The organism is Cupriavidus sp. C3SS-1 (assembly GCF_057073755.1).
The window spans coordinates 1,750,707-1,769,134 of the sequence record NZ_CP172700.1; the positions used below are offsets into that span (position 1 = coordinate 1,750,707).

Consider the following 18,428-nt stretch of genomic DNA (forward strand, 5'->3'; position numbering starts at 1 on the left):
GAACGCCCCATGTACCAGACGCAAGCGGTGATCCAGCACAAGCTGGGACGCAAGGACACCGGCCTGGCCGACTGCCGCTGGCCCGAAGACGGCCTGCACTTTATCCCGGACTGGGTGTACACGAGCCAGCCGGTCTACGATCTCGAGCTCGACAAGATCTTCCGCGGCCGCTCGTGGAATTATGTTGCGCTGGAAGCGGAGATCCCGAAATCGGGCGACTTCAAGCGCTCCTACGTCGGCGCCACGCCCGTGGTGGTGTCGCGCGCGGAAGATGGTTCGATCAATGTCTTCGAGAACCGCTGCGCCCATCGCGGCGCGGAGTTCTGCCGCCACAGCCAGGGCAACACCAAGGAATTCGTCTGCCCCTATCACCAGTGGTCCTATGACCTCAAGGGCAACCTGCAGGGCGTGCCGTTCAAGCGCGGCGTGAATCGCGCGGGCGGCATGCCGAAGGACTTCCGCAATGAAGACCACGGGCTGGTGAAGCTGAACGTGGCCACGCGCAACGGCGTGATCTTTGCCTCGTACGCGGAGGACATGGAAAGCCTGGAGGCATACATGACGCCGGAGATCCTCAAGGACTTCGACGTGGTATTCAACGGCAAGCCGCTCAAGGTGCTCGGCTATTACAAGAACGAGCTGCCGTGCAACTGGAAGATGTACCACGAGAACCTGAAGGACCCGTACCACGCTACGCTGCTGCATTCGTTCCTGGTGGTGTTCGGCCTGCTGGTGGCGGGCAATGAATCGGCCATGATCGCCGACCCCGTGCATGGCCGCCACGGCACCATGGCGTCGGCCAAGAAGGAAGACAAGTACGCGGCCGTCAGCGACGAGAACAAGAAGGAAATGCGCTCGTACCACGAAGGCATGCGCCTGGAGGACGAGCGCTTCCTGGAGTACGTGAAGGAATTCGACTCCCCCTGGTCCGTCACCATGCAGACCATCTGGCCGAACCTGATCGTGCAGCGCGAGATGAATACGCTGGGCGTGCGCCACATCGTTCCCAACGGCCCCGACAGCATGCTGATGCTGTGGACCATGTTCGGCTATGAGGACGACACCGAGGAAATGACCCAGCACCGCCTGCGCCAGGGCAACCTGATGGGGCCGGCCGGCTTCCTCGGCCTGGAAGACAACGAGGCCATGAAGTTCGTGCAGGAAGGCGTGCGCCGCTCGACCACCGACGTCAATGTGCTCAAGCTCGATGCCAACCACGTGGGCACGTCGAATTCGCTGATCTCGGAATCGGCGATCCGCGCCATGTACCAGTACTACCGCAGCGTGATGGGGTTCTGAACGATGAAACCGATGCACTACGCCGTCTATCGCGAAAGCACGCTGGGCACCGCGCGCGCCATCGAACTGCGCCTGGAGATCGAAAACTTCCATGCGGAATACTGCGCGGTGCTCGACGCCGGGCTGGTCGAGCAGTGGCCGCGGTTCTTCACCGACGATGCGCTCTACCGCATCACAGCACGCGAAAATGCCGAACTGAATCTGCCGGTCGGTCTTGTTTATGCCGAGGGTATCGGCATGATGCGGGACCGCGCCGCGGCCATTGCCAATACGCAGATGTTCGCGCCGCGCTACAACCTGCACCTCGTGACCAACACGCGCGTGATCGACGAGACGGCGGATGGCGACATCATCGCGCAGGCCAATTTCCTGCTGCTGCAGACGCTGGTGGAGGGGCCGACCACCATGCATATGGCCGGCACCTACCACGATCGCTTCGAGCGTACGGGAGGCCGGTTGTTGCTGCGCGAACGCCAGGTGATCTACGACACGACGATCATCGCGAACGATCTGGTGTATCCCGTCTGAGGCATCTCCCCAGAAATACAAGGCGGGCCTGGCGCCCGCCTTGTCGTTTTGCTGCCACCCCGCCGTCGCCCTACATACTCCTCAACACCGTCCGGCTGTACTGGTTGTTCGCCTCCACCAGCGTGGCCAGCAGTTCCATGAACACTTCGCGCTGCGCCGGCTTCAGCGGCGCCAGCATGCGCTCCTGCGCGCGCGCCATGTCGGCGCGCAGTGCCGTCACCACGCTCTTGCCCTCCTTGGTCAGGTAGACATGGCGCGTGCGGCGATCCGCCGGATTGTCGCGGCGCTCGACCAGACCGCGCTCCTCCAGCCGCCGGACTACGTCCGCCGTGGTCGTGCGGTCCAGCCCCACCTCCTGGCCCAGCGAGGTCTGGTCCAGTCCGGGCAACACCGACAACACCGTCAGGATCGCGTACTGCACCGGCGTGATGTTGGGCGACTTGCATTCCTCGAAGAACATCGCGACGTGGATCTGGTGCAGGCGCCGCACCAGGAAACCCGGCCGCGCCCATAACAGGTCCTTGGCAGGGTCACTCTCCGCCCCGATCGCCGGCACCGCCGCACTGTCATCCACGGCTGCACCGCGCTTTGTTCTTGGAGCCATATCACTCACCGGTTTGTTAGCACACTGAAAGTATATAGGAAGGCCGGGAGGGAACGGGCTTTGTCCGGACATTCCGGTTCCGGAACGACCCCGCCGTTGGAGATATCGGCATTTTGATACTCATAAGACACTTTTTGATGAACTCGTCTCGTTTTTTTGCTCGGTAAATTCCAAAAAATAAAACTTTCTATTGACCAGTGACGATCCAGCGCCTACATTTCCCCCAACAACAATTTTCCGGAACGAATAGTTCCACTTTATTAAGTCACACAGGAGACACCCATGCGCGACCTCGACACGACCTCGCACCCCGCAGTTTCTGGTGGCTCGGCCACCGAGACCCAGGTGCCGGCCGGCCCCCAGACCATGACGCCGTCCGAAGCGTTTGTGGAAACCATGGTGGCCAACGGCGTCACCGATATGTTCGGCATCATGGGCTCCGCCTTCATGGATGCGATGGACATCTTCGCCCCGGCCGGCATCCGCCTGATCCCGGTGGTGCATGAACAGGGTGCGGGCCACATGGCCGACGGTTTTGCCCGGGTGTCGGGTCGCCACGGCGTGGTGATCGGCCAGAATGGTCCTGGCATCTCGAACTGTGTGACGTCGATTGCCGCTGCGTACTGGGCGCACAGCCCCGTGGTGATCGTCACGCCCGAAGCCGGCACCATGGGCATTGGCCTGGGCGGCTTCCAGGAGGCCAACCAGCTGCCGATGTTCCAGGAGTTCACCAAGTACCAGGGCCACGTCACCAACCCGGCCCGCATGGCCGAGTTCACCGCGCGCTGCTTTGACCGCGCCAAGGCCGAGATGGGCCCGACGCAGCTGAACATTCCGCGCGACCACTTCTACGGCAAGATCACCGCCGAGATTCCGAAGCCGCAGAACCTCGATCGCGGTCCCGGCGGCGAGCAGAGCCTGAACGAAGCGGCCGAACTGCTGGCGCAGGCCAAGTTCCCGGTGATCATCTCGGGCGGCGGCGTGGTGATGGCCGATGCCATCGAGGAATGCAAGGCACTGGCCGAGCGCCTGGGCGCACCGGTGGTCAACAGCTACCTGCACAACGACTCCTTCCCCGCCAGCCACCCGCTGTGGTGCGGCCCGCTGGGCTACCAGGGCTCGAAGGCTGCGATGAAGCTGATCTCGCGCGCCGACGTGGTGATCGCGCTGGGCTCGCGCCTGGGGCCGTTCGGCACGCTGCCGCAGCACGGCATGGACTACTGGCCGAAGAACGCCAAGATCATCCAGATCGATGCCGACCACAAGATGCTGGGCCTGGTGAAGAAGATCTCCGTCGGCATCTGCGGCGACGCCAAGGCCGCCGCCATCGCGCTGTCGCAGCGCCTGGCCGGCCGCACGCTCGCCTGCGACAGCACCCGCGACGCCCGCGCCACGGAAATCGCCAGCGAAAAGGCCGCATGGGAAAAGGAACTGGACGAATGGACGCATGAGCGCGACCCGTACAGCCTGGACATGATCGAGGAGCAGAAGAACGAGCGCACCTTCAACGGCGGCACTTACCTGCACCCGCGCCAGGTCCTGCGCGAGCTGGAAAAGGCCATGCCGGAAGACGTGATGGTGTCCACCGACATCGGCAATATCAACTCGGTGGCCAACAGCTACCTGCGCTTCGAGAAGCCGCGCAGCTTCTTCGCGGCGATGAGCTGGGGCAACTGCGGCTACGCGTTCCCGACCATCATTGGAGCGAAGGTTGCCGCGCCGCACCGCCCGGCCGTCTCGTATGCCGGTGACGGCGCCTGGGGCATGAGCCTGATGGAAACCATGACTTGCGTGCGCCACAACATCCCGGTGACGGCCGTGGTCTTCCACAACCGCCAATGGGGTGCCGAGAAGAAGAACCAGGTGGACTTCTACAACCGCCGCTTCGTCGCGGGCGAGCTCGACAACCAGAGCTTTGCCGAAATCGCCAAGGCAATGGGCGCCGAAGGCATCGTGGTGGACCGCCTGGAAGACGTGGGCCCCGCGCTCAAGCGCGCCATCGACCTGCAGATGAATCATGGCAAGACCACGATCATCGAAGTCCTGTGCACGCGTGAACTCGGCGACCCGTTCCGCCGCGATGCGCTGGCCAAGCCGGTGCGCTACCTGGACAAGTACAAGGACTACGTCTGATCGAAGCTGCACCCGTTCGCTGGCGCTCGGGTGCGCCCTCTCCCGCTAGCGGGAGAGGGAAGAACACCAAGGGCATAGCGTGAAGCGCTGGCCCTTTTTTCAGTCCTACCGAGCCAAACCCGCCATGAAGCCCATCCTCCGCATCATCGACCGCGCGCGCGCCGCGCCCCGCCGCATCGTCCTGTGCGAGGCCGAAGACCCGCGCATCCTGCAGGCCGCCGGGCGGGCCACGCGCGAGGGCATCGCGCAGGTCATCCTGGTGGGCAACCCGGAGCGGATCAGCGCCGCCGCGCAAGAGCATGGGATCGTCCTGGACGGGATGAACATCGTCGACCCGGCCGCTTCGGCACTGGCGCCCTCCTTCGCGCAGGCGCTCTATGCCATGCGCCAAAAGAAGGGCATGACGCTGGACCAGGCCCGGCAGGCGGTGCTCGATCCGCTTTGCTTCGCCAACCTGATGGTGCGGCAGGGCCATGCCGATGGTTCGGTGGCCGGCGCGGTCCACACTACCGCCGACGTGGTGCGCCAGGCGATCCAGCTGATCGGTCTGGCGCCCGGCTTCCGCCTGGTGTCGAGCTTTTTCCTGATGATGCTGTGCGAGCCGTTCCACGCGCTCAAGGGCGGACTGATCTTCTCCGACTGCGGACTGGTGGTGAACCCCGATGCCGAGGAACTGTCGGAGATCGCCATCGCCGCCTCCGACAGCGCACGTTCGCTGCTGAACGAGGAGCCGCGCGTGGCGATGCTGTCGTTCTCGACCTGCGGCAGCGCGAAGCACGCGGCCGTCGACAAGGTAGTCGCGGCCACGGAGCGCGTGCGCGCGCAGCGCCCCGGCCTGGCCATCGATGGCGATGTCCAGCTCGACGCCGCGATCGTCGCGGAGATTGCCGAGCGCAAGATTCCACATTCGCAAGTGGGCGGCCACGCCAATGTGCTGGTCTTCCCCAATCTTGAAGCCGGCAATATCGGCTACAAGCTCGCCGAGCGCCTCGGCGGCGCCAAGGCCATCGGCCCGATGCTGCAGGGGCTCAGGAAGCCCGCCAACGATCTGTCGCGCGGTTGCAGCGAGGAAGATGTCTTCCATGTCATCGCTGTCACGGTGGTGCAGGCGCAGGCCGCTTCGGCGCAGCAGGCAACTTCCGGAGAGCAGGCCGCAGCATGAAGCCGGAATGGTTGATACCCGTGCTGGGCCTGCAGGCGCTGCTCGGCGCGGGAACGTATTTTCAGACCGTGACAGGCTTTGGCCTGGGCATGATCGTGATGGGCGCCACGAGCGGACTGGGCCTGGCTCCGGTGGCGACGGTCGCGGCCGTGGTCAGCCTGGTGACACTGGCCAACAGCGCATGCGCGCTGCCCGGCAAGATGCAGCATATCGACCGGCGCGCGGTGCTTGCCGCGGCCATCGGTATCCTTCCGTCGGTGGTCGCAGGCGTGATGCTGCTCGACTACCTCAGCAGCACCGCGGCCACGCTGCTCCAGATACTGCTGGGCGCGGTGATCCTGTATGGCGGCCTGAGTTCGGCGCTGCGGCCCGAGCCGCTGGCGCGGCGCTCGGGCGATGGCAGTTTTCTTGTCAGCGGCATCTTCGGCGGCCTGCTGAGCGGCATGTTCGGCGTGTCCGGCCCGCCGCTGATTTTCCAGTTCTACCGCCAGCCCATGAAGCCGGTGGAGATCCGCTGCGCGCTGATCCTGGTCTTTACCGTGACCTCCAGCGTGCGCACCCTCTTCTCGGCGTGGCAAGGCCAGCTCGACGCGCAGGTGTGGCTGCAAGCCGCGATCGGCGTGCCGGTGGTGGTGCTCGCCACGCTGCTGGGACGCCGCTTTCCGCCGCCGTTCTCCGCGACCACCACGCGGCGCATCGCGTTCGGCGTGCTGATGGGCATCGGCGCGAGCCTGATGGTGCCGGCGCTCGTCAGCCAGTTTGGCTGAGCACCGCTCACCATCCCTCGCACGCACGGCTTCAGGCCGCGCTCCCCGCGGGCTGCGCCAGCGGCGCCGCTTCGGGTTCCTCGCCGCCACCGGCCTGCCCGAGGTCCATGCCGGTGGTTTCAGGCAACAGCATCGCAGCCACCACCACCATCGCATAGCCCACGCCGGCGACAATCGCGATCGCGATCGGCAACGAAGTGCGGCCTGAACTGAGCCATCCCACCGACAGCGGGAACAGCGAGCCGATCACGCGCCCGGCGTTGTATGACACGCCGTAACCCGTCGCGCGGATATCGTTGGGAAAGGACTCCGAGATCGTCGCGCCGATGCCCGCGAACACGCCCTGCATCAGGATCCCTAGCGGGAAGCCGAGGAACAGCATCGACGTGTTCGACACCGGGATCACCATGTAGACCAGCGCCGCCACGAAGGCCCCTGCCGCGAACACGATGTAGGTCAGCCGCCGGCCCCAGCGGTCGGTGGCATAGGCGCCCGCAACATAGCCGATCAGGGACCCGACAATCGTCACGGCCAGGTAGGAACTGGTGCCGAATACCGACAGGCCGCGCTCGGTCTTGAGGAAGGTCGGCAGCCAGGTGGCGATGGCATAGTACGCGCCCAGCATCCCGCCCGACAGCAGGCTGCACAGCACCGTCCTGGACAGCAGCGGCCCGCGGAACAGCCGGCCCAGCCCGCCCAGTGCCGTCTGCTGCCGGCCGGCGGCGCGGGTCTTCAGGAAGACCTCGGGCTCCTCGAGATTGCGGCGCAGGTAGATCACCACCAGTGCCGGCAGGATGCCGAGGAAGAAGCAGACGCGCCAGGCGGTCTCCGCCGGCAGCACGCTGAAGGTGAGCGCGTAGACGATGGCCGCCGCGCCCCAGCCAAAGGAATAGCTGCTGGCGGTGAAGCCCGAGTATTTGCCCCGGTGCGCCGGGTTGCGGATCATCTCCGTCACCAGCACCATGCACAGCGACGACTCGCCGCCGAAGCCCAGTCCCTGAATCATGCGGAACAGCATCAGCTGCTCCGGCGACTGCGCCAGCCCGCACAGGAAGCAGGCAATGGCGAACACGATGATGGTCCAGCGCAGCACCCGCACGCGGCCATAGCGGTCGGCCAGGATGCCGGCCCCGATGGCGCCCACCAGCGACGACACCAGCGTCCACGTGACAATGGCGCCGGCGGTCGACTTGCTCATGCCCCACTGACCCAGCAGCGTGGAGATGAGGAACGAATAGATCATGAAGTCGAACACGTCGACCGCATGCCCGAGGAAAGCGCCATAGAAGCCCTTGCGCTCCATGCGCGACAAATCGCGGAACCAGTCAAACATGATCGCTCCCTGTGGTGTAGGTCTGCTTTAGTGGTGGGGGTTCGCCTGCAGCATGGAGGGCTGCGGCGGGGGCCGGAAAGCGTAGCCAGCCTCTTCGAGCAGGGCCGCGAAACGCAAGGCGGTGAGATCCTGGTAGCGGCTGGCGACGATCTGCACGCCGACCGGCAAGCCGCTCGGCCCCGGCCCGATCGGCGCAACCGCGGAAGGCAGTCCGCACAACCCGGAATGGCCGGCCCAGAACAGTTGCGTGGTCATGGGCTGCGCATCGCCGTTGACGGTGAGCGTGCGGGTCCATGGTTCGCCCGCTTCATCGAGCGCGAACGCGGTCGTTGTCGCGGCCGGGCACAGCAGCACGTCATGGTCGGTGAAGAAGCGGCGCCACGCGGCCGCGAAACGTTCGCGCGCCGCCTGCAGGCGCAGCCAGTCGCGATGGCTCAGCGTCGCGCCCGTGTATTGGAGCGCCGCGTAGGAAGCCTCGCCCACGGGAATATCGGCGGCATGGCGAAGCGCATCGGCATAGGCCGCGTCATCCATGTGGACCGCGGTGGTCGCGCGCAGCAGCGTCACATAGGCATGCCACAACTCGGCGGCATCGAAATCCGGCCGGGCGTGCCAGTCCACGCGCGCGCCCTCCCGCGCCAGCCAGTGGCCAAGCTGCGTGATCTGCGCGGCGACCTCGCCGTCGGCATCTGCCTGCGGATGGGTGGGCAGCACGGCAATGCGGAAATCGGCCAGCCGGCGGTGCGCACAGGTGGGCAGTACAAGCCGGTATGCGGACGCCAGATCGCCGTGCGGGCCTGCGATGGCGCGCAACACGGGATCGAGGTCATGCGCACTGCGGGCCAGCGGACCAGCCACGTTGATGTCCTGCTCGCCAAAGCGCGCCGGGCCCGTGCCGTGGCCATCCAGCGGCACCAGGCCATGGCTGGGCTTGAGAGAAAATACTCCGCAGTAGTGGGCCGGATTGCGCAGCGAGGAGCCGATATCCGACCCGACATCGAAGGCCGACAACCCCGCGCACACCGCCGCCGCGCTGCCGCCCGATGAGCCGCCCGGCGTGCGCGACGGATCATGCGGGTTGCGTGTGGTGCCGTAGATGTCGTTGTAGCTCTGCCAGTCGCGCAGGCCGAGCGGGACGTTGGTCTTGCCGAGCAGCACGGCGCCGGCGTCGCGCAGGCGCTGTACGACCACGGCATCGCGCCGCGCCACATGGCCGCGCAAGGCCGGGTTGCCACAGGTAGTCGGCCAGCCGGCAACGTCGAACGATTCCTTGATCGAGAACGGAATGCCGTCGAGAACGCCCCGAACCTCGCCGGCGCGGCGGCGTCGGTCGCTTTCCTGCGCGGCGGCGCGGGCAGCGTCGAAATCCGTCAGCACCAGCGCGTTGATGGTCCCATGCCACGCATGCCAGGCGGCCTCGCAGGCGTCCACCAGTTCCACCGCCGAGACTTCCCCGGCGGCTAGCCATTGCGCCATCTTCCACAACGGCGCAGGGCCGGCGGGGCTCCGGTGAGGCAGGTTCACGTCGACTCCTGTGTCGTTATCCGTGCGGGCGATGCACGGTGGGGGCGTTGGGAGAGACTACGGAGGGACTGCTATTTGTGTTTCGGTATACTATATTCAATATCGCCGCAACAGCAAGAGATTATGGACGAGCGTGACACTTCCGTGTCGCGTCGTCAGCGAGCAGGATATCTACGAGGGGAAGGAAGTCGGCAGGAAGAACACCTGCCGGAGAGGTTAGCGGCTGCTCCGCAGCGACTGGGGCAGCCGACTCGATCAGCCCAGGGTGACCCGATCAGCAGTGATTGTGGCGGGGCGAGTGCCCGACCAGCGCGCGGAAAAAACGGCCGATATCGCGAAGATGCAAAGGCACCAGCGGCGTCGCATGCCGGACCGCGTCGCGCGCCGCGTAGTAACGCAGCAGTTGCTGACCGACGGGTTGCGATAGATAACGTTGCTCGGGCGACTTCATGGTAAATCCCAATTGAATCTAATTGACTACAGTATACACAAAATTGGTGCGGTGCGCCATAACGCGGTGCGCAATGCATCTGTTACCGGGCATGCAAAACCGCCCTGGCAATGGGACTGCACCCATCAGGACGCGGAGGCGCAATTCAATATAGTCGGATCTCCGGGTCCCGAACGGACCGGCAACGTTGGCGGCATGCGCCGGCTTTTGCGCGCCGCGGGCGGGAGGGAGGGAGGGAGGGACGGAAAATGTATCGCGGAAGACGGCGAGAGCGGTGGCCGCTGGCGGAGGACGCGCCTCAGGCGGCCTGGCTGTGGGCCCCGCCCTGCCCTTCGAGCGGCAGTTCGGCCGCCTTGGCGGCACTATGGACATGGCGTGCCGCCAGCAAGGCGGCGAGATCGGCATCCCCAGCGATGACGGCCTGCAGGATCTGGGCGTGCTCGTCCCAGTTCTGGCGCGCGCGCACCACGTTTGCCGGCCCGAACAGCACGGCGGTGCGTTCGCGCAGCGAGCGCATCATTTCCTGCAGCACGCTGTTGGCCGCGATGGTGCCGAGCACTTCGTGGAAACGGCTGTTGAGCGCGAGCAACTCTTCCGTGCGGCCCTGCGCGGCGGCATCCATGCCGTTGCGCAACACCGCCTCGAGTTCGGCAATCAGTGCCGGGTCGCGGCGCTGCGCCGCCAGCTTGGCGTTGAGGCCTTCGAGCGTGGCACGGACTTCCACCATCTCGCGCGCGATCACCGGCGACAGGCTCGCGACCGACGCGCCGCGGCGCGGCTCGATCAGCACCAGCCCTTCGCTGGCCAGGGCGCGCAAGGCCTCGCGCACCGGAATGCGCGACACGCCCAGTTCGGCCGACAGCCGGTTTTCCACCAGCCGTTCGCCCGGCGCGTACTGGCCGTTCAGGATGCCTTCACGCAGCTTGTCGGTGACAAGCGCGAACAGTGGCGAATGGCTGGCACCTAGGCTGAGCGGCTCGGCAGTCTGAGCAGTCGAGGCAGTGGGCGATGTATTGGCCATGGATTGGCGGAAGTGGAAACGGACGGTTTGGCCGCCATTGTATACCAAGCCTCCGGCTGTATACCGCCATGTCTTATCAATCGTGCTGGAACGTGAAACTGTCCGCGTAGAGATGGTCCGGGTTGGCACCGCGCGCGAGGAATGCGGCGCGCGCGTCACGGATCATGTTCGGCGATCCGCACAGGTAGATGGCATGCTCGCTGAGATCGCCCAGGTCGGCCAGCGCCGCGTCGTGCACGTAGCCGCGCCGTCCCTGCCAGCCATCGCCGGCGCGGGACAGCACCGGCACGTACTGGAAGTCGTACAGCCGCTCGCCCCAGGCCGGGATGTCGGCGTGCAGGTACAGGTCATCTGGCTGGCGCATGCCCCAGTACAGCGACACGGGCGGGCAGTCGGGATCGTCCATCAGCGATTCGAGGATCGCCTTGATCGGCGCCAGCCCAGTGCCGGTGGCCACCATCAGCAAGGGCCGGTAATCCCGGGCCCGATAGAAAAAGGAGCCGAGCGGCAGTTCGACATCCAGGCCGTCACCGGCCTTCAGCCGCGGCAGCACGCCATCGGTGAAGGTGCCGCCCGGGATGCGGCGGACATGCAGGTCGACCCGCCCCGCGCTCGGCACCGAGGCCATCGAAAAGCTGCGCGCGAGCCCATCGCCGGTGACCAGCTTCAGGTACTGGCCCGGGCGATAGTCGAGCGCGCCGGCCTCCGGCAACTCCAGCTCGACATGCAGCACGTCTGCCGACAACGGCCGCACGCCGCGCACCACCGCACGGTGCCGGGCCGGCTCTGCACAGGCCTCCTCTTCGCGCGCGGTGCTGATGACCAGGTCGCCCAGCGGCTGCGCCTGGCAGGCCAGCGCGTAGCCGGCAGCGGCCTCGTCCTGCGCCAGGCCGAACGGCTCCTCGTCATAGCGCACCTGCCCGTCGAGCAGCCGGATGCGGCAGGTGCCGCACCCCCCGAGCTGGCAGTCGTGCGGCAAGGCAATGCTCGCACGCCCGGCGGCCTGCAGCAGCGTTTCGCCACGTTCGACAAAGAAGACCTGCTGCGTCTCGGCGATCTGTATGCGGTACGACATGGAACCTCCGCGCAAGGGTGATGGGTGGCGTGGCGCCGGAATGCGCTTGCTTATTGCGCTTACTTCTTGATATCGGCCTGCACCAGCACCTTCAGTTCCTGCGGTGCCAGCAGCTCGGCCAGCGCCTGCAGCGCCGCGACGCCGGCCTGCGTGTCCTGCTCGCCGTTGCCGCCGGACAGGCCGATGCCGCCGATCACCTCGTCGTTGACCACGATCGGGAAGCCGCCCACGAACGCGGCGAACTTGCCTTCGAAGCTCCACTGGATGCCGAACGCCTCGTTGCCCGGCAGCGCCGGCCCGTTGGGCGGCGTGGTGAACAGATGGGTGGAGCGCTTATGCCCGGCGGCCGTGAAGGCCTTGTTCCAGGCGATCTGCGGCCCGGTGATGCGGGCGCCGTCCATGCGCTCCAGCACGAGCGGATAGCCGCCCTCGTCGACCACGCAGATCGACTCGAGCACGCCGATTTCCTCCGAGCGGCGGATGGCCGCGGCGATCATGTGGCGCGCCTCGCGCAGTTCCAGCTTGATGGCTTTCTTCATGTCTGACTCCTTGCGACGGCGGGCTCAGGCGCCCCGGTAGACCGTCTTGATCTGCGTATAGAACTCCAGCCCCGTGCGGCCCGACTCGCGGAACGTCGACGTGCTCGAGCGCTTGAGCCCGCCGAACGGCGCGTTGACCAGGTTGCCGGTGGTGGTGCGGTTGACCTTGACCGTGCCGGCCTCGATGTCGGTGGCGAAGTGGTGGATATAGCGCGGGTTGCTGGTGACGATGGCCGCTGCCAGCCCGTACTCGGTGTCATTCGCCTTGGCGATGGCATCGGCGTAGTCACTGAAGCCGAGGATGGCGATCACCGGCCCGAAGATCTCTTCGCGCGCGATCCGCATCGACTGCGTCACGTCCGTGAACACGGTCGGCGCGACATAGAAGCCGTGGTCGAACGCGCCGCCGGTCAGCCGTTGGCCGCCGCACAGCAAGGTCGCCTCGGACTTGCCGATGTCGATGTAGCGCAGCACGCTTTCGAGCTGCTTCTGCGAAGCCAGCGGGCCCAGGTCCATGCCGGCCGTCATGCCGCTGCCGACCTTGAGGGTCGCCACCCTGGCCAGCAGCCGCTCGGTGTACGCGGCCCTGATGGAGTCGGCCACCAGCACGCGGCTGGTGCCGGTGCATGCCTGCCCGGACAGCGAGAAGCCGCCCTTGATGGTCAGGTCGACCGCGCGGTCGAGGTCGGCATCCTCCATCACGATGAGCGGATTCTTGCCGCCGAGCTCCATCTGCGTGCGGGTCGTCAGCGGCACCGCGCGATGGATCTGCTCGCCGGCGCGCGACGAGCCGGTGAACGAGATCGCGCGCACGGGCTGCGCCTCGGTAATGGCCGCGCCGATCTCGGCCGCGCTGCCGGTGATGAAGTTCAGCACGCCCTTGGGCAGCCCCGCCTTGATCAGCGCCTCGGCCAGCCGGTAGCCCGACAGCGGCGCCTCGGACGACGGCTTGAACACGACCGTATTGCCGGTCACGAGTGCAGGCGCGATCTTGCGGGCCGGGATCGACACCGGGAAGTTCCACGGCGCGATCACCGTTACCACGCCGAGCGGCTCGCGCTGGCTGTAGACCAGCTGCTCGGGGTCATCGTTGGGAAACACTTCGCCGGTGAAGGTCTGCCCTTCCACGGCGTAGAAGCGCAGCGTCTGGGCCGAGCGCAGGACTTCGTCGCGCGCCAGCGCCAGGGCCTTGCCCTCTTCGCGGGTCAGCTCGGCCGCGATGCTGTCGGCGTTGGCTTCGAGATGGTCGGCGCCGCGGTTCAGGACCGCAGCGCGCTTGCCGACCGGGGTCTTCTTCCAGCCGTTGAAGGCCGCGGCCGCAGCCGCGACGGCCGCCCGCGCGTCCACCGCCGACGATGCCTGGAAGCGGCCCACGAGATCGCCGGTGTCGGCCGGGTTGACGTTGTCGAAGGTCCGGCCCGACTGGCAGGCCGTCCATTCACCGTCGATATGGTTGAGGAATACGTTCATCGTCGGTCCGGTTTGCGCGGCGCGGCTCAGGCAGCCATCTCGAGTTCGGGCAGCGGCAGTTCTTGCGCGACGTAGTCGTGGTAGAGCGCCGTCGTGTACAGCAAGCGCATCTGGGCGCCGATTTCACAGATCTTCAGGCAGCGCTGCTGCAGCTCGGGCGTGTTGGCGTGCTCGAGCACGATCTGGTAGCCGCGCTCGCCGTGGATCTCGTCCGAGACGATATGCAGGTCGAAGAACTCGACCTCCTCGTCGGTGAACTGGTATTTGTCGCGCAGCGTCGGGGTCTGCTTGCGGTAGATCGACGGCACCTGCGATTCAAGCCCAACCACCAGCCCGGCCACCGCAACGATCGGGTCCTCGCGCATGGCCACCGCATAGCACCAGGCCTGCAGGCCGCGGGTGGTCGGCGACATGTTGTCCGGATCGATCACGCGCTCGCGGGTGGTGCCGCAGGCTTCGGCAAAGCGGATCAGCAGGTCGGTATGGCGGTCGCCACCAATCTCCTCTTCGTACATGTTGGCGAGCAGGAAGTCCTTGGCCTCGGTGTAGCGGTCCGGCGTGCGGGCATAGATGTAGCCCAGGTAATCCGCGAACGGACCGACGTAGTGGTAGTGGTTCTCGGCCCAGCGTGCGAGGTGGGCGCGGCTCAGCTTGCCGCTGGCCCAGGCCACGCTGAACGGCGCCTTGTTGGCGCTCTTGCCCTTGATGGCTTCTTCAAGGGCGGCTCGGAATACTTCGCGGTTCATCAGTTCGGCCATGACGGGGCTCCTGGTTGGCGGATGCAAGGCGATTCGGTGGGTGGGGATGCCTGGATCGCTTGGGGATCGATCACGTCGGCATGGTTGTATACTATATACAGATAGCTTGAGGCAGCAAGTGCTTCGTTGACAAATCACGACGGGGTTTACCCGGCGCAAAGGCGAGCCGAAGAGGACTCAGGCCGCGCGAAGCTCCGCTGCACCAGCCATGCGCGACCACGCAAAGCCGGCCAGCGCCACGTCTTCCAGGCCGACACCGACCGACTTGTAGATGACGATGTCGTCGTCCCGCTGCCGCGCCGACACCTTGCCGAGCACGACATCGCCCAGCTCGACGAGCTTTTCCGCCGGCAGCGCCTGGGGATCGGCCAGCACGATGTCGCCGGCCTCGCGGGTCGACTGCGGGAGCCACTCGACCACCACGGCGGCGGCGCGGCGCAGCGCGGTGTCGTCCAGTTCGCGCGTATGCGGCAAGCTGGAGCCTATGGCAGCCACGAAGGCCCCGGGCCGCAGCGACGCGCCGGGGAACAGCGGCGTGGTCGCACGCGAGGCGGTGACGACGATGTCGGCCTCCGCCACGGCGGCATCCGGCTCGGCCAGCGCCACCGGGATGCCACACAGTTCCGCCAGCCGCGCGGGCATGCCGGCATCGGCATGCGGGTCCGACAACAGGATGCGTTCCAGCCCCAGCGTCGCGCTGAGCTGGCGCGCGTGTTGCATGCCCTGCGTGCCGGCGCCGAACAGGGCCAGCGTGTGTGCGCCCGGCCGCGCCAGCCGTTGCGCGGCGAGCGTGGTGCACGCGGCCGTGCGCAGGCGCGTGATGGCGCCGGCATCGAACGAGGCGAGCGGCCTGCCGTCCTCGGTCGAAAAGATCAGGATGACGAACGAGAACTGGCCGTTGATGGTCGTGTAGACCTTGGCGCCGGCCACGCCCTGTTGCGGGATCACCGCGCCCAGGGTGGACAGCTTGACGCCGCCCGCCTCGGTGCGTATGCGCTCCTGCATCGCCGCATCGCCTCGGCCGAAGCTGGCGAAAGCCGCTTCCATGACCTGCCGGGCGTCTTCGGCGCTGACATGGGCGTCAATCATCGCGTCTGTAATGTGCTGCATGGAAACTCCGCTGTTGGGGGATTAGAGAAATGACCTGGAAGCGCTTGAGAGCCAAACCCTCGCAAAACGGTATACAGTCTACATATCTGACAATATTCAGGCAAACTGCAAATTCGCCGTCACCAGCGGGGTGGAAGCCACAACCATGGGGTTCCTGCGGCAGCAAGGCGACATTTGCCGACATGGCTACGCGTAAATCCCGATGAAAATCTGCTTGGCTGCTACCTCTTTTGGAATATAGTATACCAACGTGATTTTCTGCTTCGCCGGGAAATCGCCCCCACAACCCCTCCGCCCCCAGGGAGTTTTCATGTCACAACAAGTCGTGATCGGTGCCGCGCACTGGATCTATCTGGCAGGGGTAGCAGTCATCGTGCTGACGATGATCCTGCGCGCCAATGTCGTGGTGCCGTCCATCATCGGCACCGCCCTCGTTGTCTTTGCCCTGACAGGAAGCCCGATCTCGGCCCTGGGTGGCGTGTTTTCCGCCAGCCTGGTTGCCGCCCGGGAGTTGTTCAACATCTTCCTGGTGATTGCATTCATGACGGCGCTGCTCAATGCGCTCAAGACGCTGCGCTCGGACATCCGCATGGTCGAGCCCTTCCGCATGGTGATGAAGAACGGGCATTCGGCCTTCTTCATCCTGGCGGGCATCACCTATGTCATCTCGCTGTTTTTCTGGCCCACGCCGGCGGTGCCGCTGGTGTCGGCCATCCTGTTGCCGGCGGCCATCGCGGCGGGGCTGCCGCCGCTGGCGGGTGCGATGGCCATCGCCATCGCCGGCCAGGGCATGGCACTGTCGTCGGACTACGTGATCGGCGTGGCGCCCGGCATCAGCGCCAAGGCCGCCGGCGCGGCGGTGAGCGCCGCCGTGGTGGCCGATCGTGCGCTGGCGCTGTCGATCATCACCGGCGGCATCGCGCTGTGCCTGGGCTACCTGTCGATGCGCAAGCACATCGTGCCGGCCAGCGGCGCCCTGCTCGACCGCTGGCAGGCACGTGCGGGCGGCACCGCGGCGCCGGCCGATGGCGGCGGCACGTTCGACAAGGCGGAGATTGCGCGCGGCACGGCCCATGCCGAGCCGCTGGCCACCGACAGCAACATCGAGGCCAGCCTGTCGATGGTGGCCCTGCGCCGCGTGAAATGGTCGAAGTGCTTTGCGATCGTGACGCCCCTCGCCTTCCTCGCGGTGGTGGTCATCATGGTGATGCCCAAGCTCGGCACCAGCGTGCAGGATCTCAAGGGCGGCGACGCGGCCGCGCTGGTAGGCGGCGTGGCGGCGGTGCTGATGATGTTCGCGACGCTTGCCGCCGAAGGCCCGCGCCGCATGCTCGACGTGTGTCCGGAACACATTACTGACGGCTTCGTCTTTGCCTTCAAGGCGATGGGCTCGGTGCTGCCGATCGCGGGCTTCTTCTTCGTCGGTGCCGGCGAAACCGCCGCGCAAATCCTCGGCCTGCCGCCCGGCAAGGCGCCAAGCCTGCTGTTCGAGCTGATCCAGGCCTACCAGCACACCATCCCGGACAACCACGTGCTGGTCGCGTTCGGCGTGCTGCTGGTCGGCATGATCACCGGCATCGATGGCTCGGGCTTTGCGGGCCTGCCGCTGACCGGAACCCTGGCCGGTGCGCTCGGCCCGGTGGTCGGATTCGATCCCGCCACGCTCGCCGCAGTCGGCCAGATGGGCGCCGTGTGGACCGGCGGCGGCACGCTGGTGGCGTGGTCGTCGCTGATCGCGGTGGCCGGCTTTGCCCGGGTGCCGGTGCTCGAAGCGGTGCGCGCGCTGCTGATGCCGGTCCTGATCGGGCTGGCCTGCTCGACCGTGGCCGCGATGTTGTTGTGGTCGTAGCAGACCCAGGCAACACCGCACTGAAGCTTCCCTTACGTTCCTGAATCCGGGCGGACGCCGCCCTCGCGGCAGCTTCCGGCCAGCACGCTCCGTACCATGCCGACCGTTACCTTCCACAAGCAGGGCCAGACCTTCACCGATGAGGTCAAGCCGCAGACCAACCTGGTGGTCCGCGCGGGCATCCGCCAGTTCCCCTATCCAAACCTGCGCTACGAGTGCGGCATGGGCAAGTGCTCCAAGTGCGCCTGCCGCGTGATCGCCGGGGCCGAGCACCTGCCGCCGCCCAACTGGAAAGAAAAGAAGCAGCTCGGCGAGCGGCTGGAACAGGGCTATCGCCTGGCCTGCCAGCTGTGGATCGAGCACGACATCGAACTGGCCCAGGACGACCTGCCCGCTGCGGCCCCGGCTGCCAGCGGCACCGTGGCCACGACCACGGTGGCCGCCGTGGCGACCGACAGCGTGGACGCCTGACATGTTCGTCCTGCTCACGAGCCGCCCCGGCCAGTTCCGCACCGAGCCCGCCGACGGCATGACGGCGGTCGAGGCCTACGACTACCTGTTCTACGGCAAGCGCACGGCGCGCTTCGTCATTGCCGAACTCGCCGCCGACACCAAGGTCCGCGTGCTGGAGGAAACGCCGCCCGGCATCGTCAACCTGGTCTCGACCAAGTTCCTCGACAAGTACGCCACGCTGGAGGCCGCCCGCGCCGCGCTGCGCGAGCTGGCCCGCTTCGGCACCATGGACATCACGCTGGTGCCCACGCCCGTCGCCACGGGCGGACTGTCCTGATTCCCCTCATTTGCC

Annotated in this window: 18 protein-coding genes; 8 read left to right on the forward strand and 10 right to left on the reverse strand. The window is 66.4% G+C overall.

The features are described 5' to 3' along the window. Positions 1–9 precede the first annotated feature (9 nt). Both ACIGJC_RS24125 and ACIGJC_RS24130 read left to right on the forward strand, forming a co-directional pair. Positions 10–1,299, forward strand: coding sequence for a Rieske 2Fe-2S domain-containing protein (locus ACIGJC_RS24125; RefSeq protein ID WP_483711921.1), 1,290 nt, complete (start codon positions 10–12; stop codon positions 1,297–1,299). Between the two features lie 12 nt (positions 1,300–1,311). Next, entirely contained in the window at positions 1,312–1,827 is a 516-nt protein-coding gene (locus ACIGJC_RS24130; RefSeq protein WP_483714375.1) for an aromatic-ring-hydroxylating dioxygenase subunit beta, read from the forward strand. Between the two features lie 70 nt (positions 1,828–1,897). On the opposite strand, the gene ACIGJC_RS24135 is transcribed toward ACIGJC_RS24130, so the two are convergent. Further along, positions 1,898–2,431: a MarR family winged helix-turn-helix transcriptional regulator gene (locus tag ACIGJC_RS24135; RefSeq protein WP_483711922.1), complete on the reverse strand. Its 534-nt coding sequence runs from the start codon at positions 2,429–2,431 to the stop codon at positions 1,898–1,900. Positions 2,432–2,797: 366 nt separating this feature from the next. On the opposite strand from ACIGJC_RS24135, the gene xsc reads away from it, so the two are divergent. The 3 genes from xsc to ACIGJC_RS24150 all read left to right on the forward strand — a co-directional run bounded on the left by xsc (position 2,798) and on the right by ACIGJC_RS24150 (position 6,493). Further along, positions 2,798–4,564 carry a sulfoacetaldehyde acetyltransferase gene (gene xsc, locus ACIGJC_RS24140; protein WP_483714377.1) on the forward strand — a complete coding sequence of 589 codons (1,767 nt, stop codon included), beginning with the start codon at positions 2,798–2,800 and terminating at the stop codon, positions 4,562–4,564. Positions 4,565–4,688: 124 nt separating this feature from the next. Next, complete coding sequence (gene pta, locus ACIGJC_RS24145; protein ID WP_483711923.1) at positions 4,689–5,726, forward strand: phosphate acetyltransferase; 1,038 nt, start codon at positions 4,689–4,691, stop codon at positions 5,724–5,726. After that, positions 5,723–6,493 carry a sulfite exporter TauE/SafE family protein gene (locus ACIGJC_RS24150; protein WP_483711924.1) on the forward strand — a complete coding sequence of 257 codons (771 nt, stop codon included), beginning with the start codon at positions 5,723–5,725 and terminating at the stop codon, positions 6,491–6,493. Before pta ends, ACIGJC_RS24150 begins: the two co-directional genes overlap by 4 nt. Before the next feature lie 31 nt (positions 6,494–6,524). Here ACIGJC_RS24150 and ACIGJC_RS24155 read toward each other — a convergent pair whose 3' ends face one another. From ACIGJC_RS24155 to ACIGJC_RS24195, 9 genes are all read right to left on the reverse strand, one after another. After that, positions 6,525–7,826, reverse strand: coding sequence for an MFS transporter (locus tag ACIGJC_RS24155; protein ID WP_483711925.1), 1,302 nt, complete (start codon positions 7,824–7,826; stop codon positions 6,525–6,527). Positions 7,827–7,853: 27 nt separating this feature from the next. Further along, complete coding sequence (locus ACIGJC_RS24160) at positions 7,854–9,302, reverse strand: amidase (RefSeq protein WP_483714378.1); 1,449 nt, start codon at positions 9,300–9,302, stop codon at positions 7,854–7,856. 322 nt (positions 9,303–9,624) lie between these two features. Beyond that, positions 9,625–9,801, reverse strand: a complete 177-nt coding sequence (locus ACIGJC_RS24165) for a hypothetical protein (RefSeq protein WP_483711926.1) — start codon at positions 9,799–9,801, stop codon at positions 9,625–9,627. Between the two features lie 298 nt (positions 9,802–10,099). Next, the gene (locus ACIGJC_RS24170) at positions 10,100–10,822 is read right to left on the reverse strand and encodes a GntR family transcriptional regulator (RefSeq protein ID WP_483711927.1); all 723 of its coding nucleotides are present in this window, start codon (positions 10,820–10,822) and stop codon (positions 10,100–10,102) included. 76 nt (positions 10,823–10,898) lie between these two features. Continuing rightward, entirely contained in the window at positions 10,899–11,897 is a 999-nt protein-coding gene (locus ACIGJC_RS24175; RefSeq protein WP_483711928.1) for a 2Fe-2S iron-sulfur cluster-binding protein, read from the reverse strand. 59 nt (positions 11,898–11,956) lie between these two features. Next, positions 11,957–12,436, reverse strand: a complete 480-nt coding sequence (locus ACIGJC_RS24180; RefSeq protein WP_483711929.1) for a GlcG/HbpS family heme-binding protein — start codon at positions 12,434–12,436, stop codon at positions 11,957–11,959. Positions 12,437–12,460: 24 nt separating this feature from the next. Next, a complete protein-coding gene (locus ACIGJC_RS24185; protein ID WP_483711930.1) occupies positions 12,461–13,906 on the reverse strand; it encodes an aldehyde dehydrogenase family protein in 1,446 nt (481 codons plus the stop codon). 26 nt (positions 13,907–13,932) lie between these two features. Further along, complete coding sequence (locus ACIGJC_RS24190; protein WP_483711931.1) at positions 13,933–14,664, reverse strand: iron-containing redox enzyme family protein; 732 nt, start codon at positions 14,662–14,664, stop codon at positions 13,933–13,935. Positions 14,665–14,841: 177 nt separating this feature from the next. Continuing rightward, positions 14,842–15,774, reverse strand: coding sequence for an ornithine cyclodeaminase family protein (locus ACIGJC_RS24195; protein ID WP_483711932.1), 933 nt, complete (start codon positions 15,772–15,774; stop codon positions 14,842–14,844). 310 nt (positions 15,775–16,084) lie between these two features. Between ACIGJC_RS24195 and ACIGJC_RS24200 the strand changes: the two genes are divergently transcribed. The 3 genes from ACIGJC_RS24200 (at position 16,085) to ACIGJC_RS24210 (ending at position 18,413) form a co-directional block, all read left to right on the forward strand. Further along, complete coding sequence (locus ACIGJC_RS24200) at positions 16,085–17,623, forward strand: hypothetical protein (protein WP_483711933.1); 1,539 nt, start codon at positions 16,085–16,087, stop codon at positions 17,621–17,623. Positions 17,624–17,719: 96 nt separating this feature from the next. Then, positions 17,720–18,094 (forward strand): 2Fe-2S iron-sulfur cluster-binding protein, encoded by a 375-nt coding sequence (locus ACIGJC_RS24205; RefSeq protein ID WP_483711934.1) that lies wholly within the window; start codon positions 17,720–17,722, stop codon positions 18,092–18,094. A gap of 1 nt (position 18,095) precedes the next feature. Further along, positions 18,096–18,413 (forward strand): ferredoxin, encoded by a 318-nt coding sequence (locus ACIGJC_RS24210; RefSeq protein WP_483711935.1) that lies wholly within the window; start codon positions 18,096–18,098, stop codon positions 18,411–18,413. The last annotated feature ends 15 nt before the right edge of the window (positions 18,414–18,428 follow it).

Bases quoted from the DNA above. Each gene is read 5' to 3' on its own strand.
- ACIGJC_RS24125 (WP_483711921.1), top strand. From the start codon at position 10: ATGTACCAGACGCAAGCGGTGATCCAGCACAAGCTGGGACGCAAGGAC.
- ACIGJC_RS24130 (WP_483714375.1), top strand. From the start codon at position 1,312: ATGCACTACGCCGTCTATCGCGAAAGCACGCTGGGCACCGCGCGCGCC.
- ACIGJC_RS24135 (WP_483711922.1), bottom strand. From the start codon at position 2,431: ATGGCTCCAAGAACAAAGCGCGGTGCAGCCGTGGATGACAGTGCGGCG.
- xsc (WP_483714377.1), top strand. From the start codon at position 2,798: ATGACGCCGTCCGAAGCGTTTGTGGAAACCATGGTGGCCAACGGCGTC.
- pta (WP_483711923.1), top strand. From the start codon at position 4,689: ATGAAGCCCATCCTCCGCATCATCGACCGCGCGCGCGCCGCGCCCCGC.
- ACIGJC_RS24150 (WP_483711924.1), top strand. From the start codon at position 5,723: ATGAAGCCGGAATGGTTGATACCCGTGCTGGGCCTGCAGGCGCTGCTC.
- ACIGJC_RS24155 (WP_483711925.1), bottom strand. From the start codon at position 7,826: ATGTTTGACTGGTTCCGCGATTTGTCGCGCATGGAGCGCAAGGGCTTC.
- ACIGJC_RS24160 (WP_483714378.1), bottom strand. From the start codon at position 9,302: ATGGCGCAATGGCTAGCCGCCGGGGAAGTCTCGGCGGTGGAACTGGTG.
- ACIGJC_RS24165 (WP_483711926.1), bottom strand. From the start codon at position 9,801: ATGAAGTCGCCCGAGCAACGTTATCTATCGCAACCCGTCGGTCAGCAA.
- ACIGJC_RS24170 (WP_483711927.1), bottom strand. From the start codon at position 10,822: ATGGCCAATACATCGCCCACTGCCTCGACTGCTCAGACTGCCGAGCCG.
- ACIGJC_RS24175 (WP_483711928.1), bottom strand. From the start codon at position 11,897: ATGTCGTACCGCATACAGATCGCCGAGACGCAGCAGGTCTTCTTTGTC.
- ACIGJC_RS24180 (WP_483711929.1), bottom strand. From the start codon at position 12,436: ATGAAGAAAGCCATCAAGCTGGAACTGCGCGAGGCGCGCCACATGATC.
- ACIGJC_RS24185 (WP_483711930.1), bottom strand. From the start codon at position 13,906: ATGAACGTATTCCTCAACCATATCGACGGTGAATGGACGGCCTGCCAG.
- ACIGJC_RS24190 (WP_483711931.1), bottom strand. From the start codon at position 14,664: ATGGCCGAACTGATGAACCGCGAAGTATTCCGAGCCGCCCTTGAAGAA.
- ACIGJC_RS24195 (WP_483711932.1), bottom strand. From the start codon at position 15,774: ATGCAGCACATTACAGACGCGATGATTGACGCCCATGTCAGCGCCGAA.
- ACIGJC_RS24200 (WP_483711933.1), top strand. From the start codon at position 16,085: ATGTCACAACAAGTCGTGATCGGTGCCGCGCACTGGATCTATCTGGCA.
- ACIGJC_RS24205 (WP_483711934.1), top strand. From the start codon at position 17,720: ATGCCGACCGTTACCTTCCACAAGCAGGGCCAGACCTTCACCGATGAG.
- ACIGJC_RS24210 (WP_483711935.1), top strand. From the start codon at position 18,096: ATGTTCGTCCTGCTCACGAGCCGCCCCGGCCAGTTCCGCACCGAGCCC.